The following is a 2919-nucleotide window of genomic DNA, read 5'->3' as shown; positions in this document are numbered from 1 at the left end:
CCGTGGCCTTGCACTCGATGCTCAGGCGCATGACCTGCCCACCTTCCAAATACGCTGGATCCGCTATGGGCTTTCCGTCCTTGTCCGCGATATTGACAAAGATGGCATCCGTTTCCGGGAGTTTTTTGGAGTTTGGCCTTGACCACCTTGTGCAGGCGGTAGCCATTCCGGTTCAGCACCTGGGCCATCGTGCTGGGCGATGGCAGGCCATCCTCCGGAAAACCTTGGGCGCGTAACCGATCCAAGGCCGCCGCCACGGTCAGCCGGGTATCCGATAGCGCCGTACGGAAGGTCGGGTCTTGCTGACAATGCGATTCCGCCAATGCCCGGAGGGTCTGCGCCACATCTGGGTGCTTCTCCTCCCAGAGGCGGTTTCCGCAGTACGCTGCTTGCGCCCCCAGGCAAATCACGCCCGTGCGCTGTGCATTCAGCCCGAGTTCGATCGTGTCGCGATTCCAGCCAAATACCCGCTCTGCCCGGCGGGGACTGCCCCGGCAATATTTCAACGTCATCGCCGCCTGAAAGGAGCGGCGTTCCGCTCCGAGCATTTTCGAACTTGCCAGTCTCAGGTCTTCTATTTGGGACGTGCTCAGGGGCACAACTGTCGGGGCGGAGGCGAACAGCATGATCAAGCTCAGTGGTTGAACAAGTGGAAGCCCCATTATACCTTAATGGGAATAGCCTTTTTCGGAAATCACCTTAAGGTGAGCTTGAGCCCAAATCAAGTGCAAGGGTTTCTGCATAATTTATTCAAAAATCTTGCACTTAAAAATTGATTTTCACGATATTTTCACGGAAAAACAATTCATTATATTTTCCGAATAAGCTCTAAATGTCCGGGAACCCGATAAATGAAACCCCACCATGATTAATCATGACTTCACTTAGACACGCTCTCCTCGTCGCCGATGCCATTTTAGCGATAACTCCGACAAGCGCCGATCTCACCACGGCTTAAACCCTTTACAAAAGTCATCAATCGCACAAAAAATCGCTATAGTATCCATAGCAACCTTATCCCTCTCGCGATGAAACCTTTTTTAAGATAACTTCATCTTTTAAGATAGCTTCATCATAAGGAAATCAGATTCCCTTTGCTGCTTTTCTGGTCCCGAATTCACGTTCACGTTAAACAACAACTAACAATATTGAAATATTGGACTCAAATTTATACTGGTCTACTACATATATTCTCTTATGTAAATTATTTGTTAATATTATGTGAACTTTTTGTAAAGAATTTCTTCTAATAATTCAGAAAAACATTATTAATAAATTAATTTATTGGAGAGTTATAAATGAAAACGAATCAAGTTAGCAGAAACACAGTAATAAGCCTCAGCCTTGTTTTACTTAGTGTTCTAGCTTCAATCGGTTTGATTTTATTTGTGGATATACCTACAGGCGCATTATTCTTTCTGGGATATTGGATAATTGCTGCAATTAGCAGCACTTTTAAAAACAAAAGATATTCTTCTCCTAGAGTTGTAGCTTAAGTTACCTTAAACTCTGACAAGACCAATATTAACTTTAGTATTGGTCTTTAAATATATACAAAATTATAAATTAAAGTTTTATCACGATTTATCTCAGCATTAATTTGGCTCCGTAAAAAATGTCAACAGAACCTAGTCTCAAACGAAAAAAGACATTTCATCTGCTTAATTATAATAAATGAACCCAGAGTTTACTAATACTGCTCTAACTCCACCCGTAAAATAGCAGAATTACCTTTTTGTTTAGTTTTACAAATTGTGTCAGAAAGATTTAAAGTCGGAAAAAAAGTCTACTAAACTAGTTGCCAACCAAACCATCCATGGTGGTACTAAAATTTTTATTGAGCCTTGTATGAACGACCTCAAATTTTTTGGATTTCCTGTCGCAGTCAATACCAGATCTGATATTTTCCATAACAAAGGAAGAGTTACTGCTATTAGCAATATCAATACAATCTCTAACATTAATTGCATTAACGGCCTCCTTCCTATCTGTTGTTAAATATTGTCATATACAAAATAAAGAAATTACTCATAAAACACGACAACATAAAGAGACAGATAACTATTCAGGTGATGGTTATCTGCAGATCATGAATATTTATCAAGACACGAATATTTATCAAAATATACAGTTTACAGCGAAGTATTTACTTCAATATAAAGCACCAACAGATCCAGATCAGCATCGATAGTAAGAGTTACTACTATAATTATATTTTTGTTATATGACTGTGGCGGATAGTTAAGTACGAGCTTTTATATATCAAAGAGTTCAATGACCTGAAGGAGGTAAAGAAAAATCTAATCACATGGTTTGATTGGTAAGGCTAAAGTGGTACCCAAAAACTGTACAGGTTGTTAAGCTCTGCCATAATTAAAAAGGAGCTTAATGACGATGAGTAAAAAGCGCATACACTATTCGAGTGAATTCAAAGCAAAACTAGCGCTGGCAGCGATACGCGGTGATGAAACTGTCCCCCAATTAGCAGCGCGTTATCATGTCCATCCCACGCAGATCAATAGCTGGAAACGGCAACTCATTGAGCAAGCTGCCGAGCTATTTTCTAAAAATAATACTGGCGCCAATAAGGAGCAACCTACAACAGATGACCTGCAGCGGGTTATTGGTCAATTGACGGTAGAACGCGATTTTTTAGTGAGAAAGCTCAATCATTAAGTCTTGTAGAACGCAAAGAGATGATTGAGCCTCATAGTAGTCTTAGCCCGAATATTGCACGAGCATCCAAACCAAGAGCGAATTTGCCAGAAATTCATTTTTTATTTGGATGAATCGTATTTGTAGTCAGAATTTGTTGTTAAGCATAAAGCTTTTTTGTGTTTTCTGGTGGAGTTATGGCAAAAAGTGGGGATTTCTTCAGTTAATAGGCATAGCCCATCCACCCCATCGCTATTTTATGCG

At 40.8% G+C, this 2919-nt stretch carries 4 protein-coding genes; 3 read left to right on the top strand and 1 reads right to left on the bottom strand.

Annotation, left to right across the window (positions count from 1 at the left end):
- Window positions 1-344 (bottom strand): ISAzo13-like element transposase-related protein (locus BM283_RS20290; protein ID WP_254776439.1); only part of this gene is annotated, 344 nt, incomplete at its 3' end.
- Between BM283_RS20290 and BM283_RS20285 the strand changes: the two genes are divergently transcribed.
- From BM283_RS20285 to BM283_RS17525, 3 genes are all read left to right on the top strand, one after another.
- Window positions 300-776 (top strand): hypothetical protein, encoded by a 477-nt coding sequence (locus BM283_RS20285; RefSeq protein WP_254776440.1) that lies wholly within the window; start codon window positions 300-302, stop codon window positions 774-776. The genes BM283_RS20290 and BM283_RS20285 overlap by 45 nt on opposite strands.
- A gap of 522 nt (window positions 777-1298) precedes the next feature.
- Window positions 1299-1496, top strand: a complete 198-nt coding sequence (locus BM283_RS17535; RefSeq protein WP_090695420.1) for a hypothetical protein — start codon at window positions 1299-1301, stop codon at window positions 1494-1496.
- Window positions 1497-2394: 898 nt separating this feature from the next.
- Window positions 2395-2676 carry a helix-turn-helix domain-containing protein gene (locus tag BM283_RS17525; protein ID WP_175492225.1) on the top strand — a complete coding sequence of 94 codons (282 nt, stop codon included), beginning with the start codon at window positions 2395-2397 and terminating at the stop codon, window positions 2674-2676.
- The last annotated feature ends 243 nt before the right edge of the window (window positions 2677-2919 follow it).

The organism is Nitrosomonas sp. Nm34 (assembly GCF_900113925.1).
Lineage (GTDB): Bacteria > Pseudomonadota > Gammaproteobacteria > Burkholderiales > Nitrosomonadaceae > Nitrosomonas.
Note: the sequence above shows the minus strand (reverse complement) of the source record. Positions and strands in the feature narration are given on the sequence as shown.

Coding starts and splice junctions, on each gene's coding strand:
- BM283_RS17535 (WP_090695420.1), top strand. CDS start 1,299: ATGAAAACGAATCAAGTTAGCAGAAACACAGTAATAAGCCTCAGCCTT.
- BM283_RS17525 (WP_175492225.1), top strand. CDS start 2,395: ATGAGTAAAAAGCGCATACACTATTCGAGTGAATTCAAAGCAAAACTA.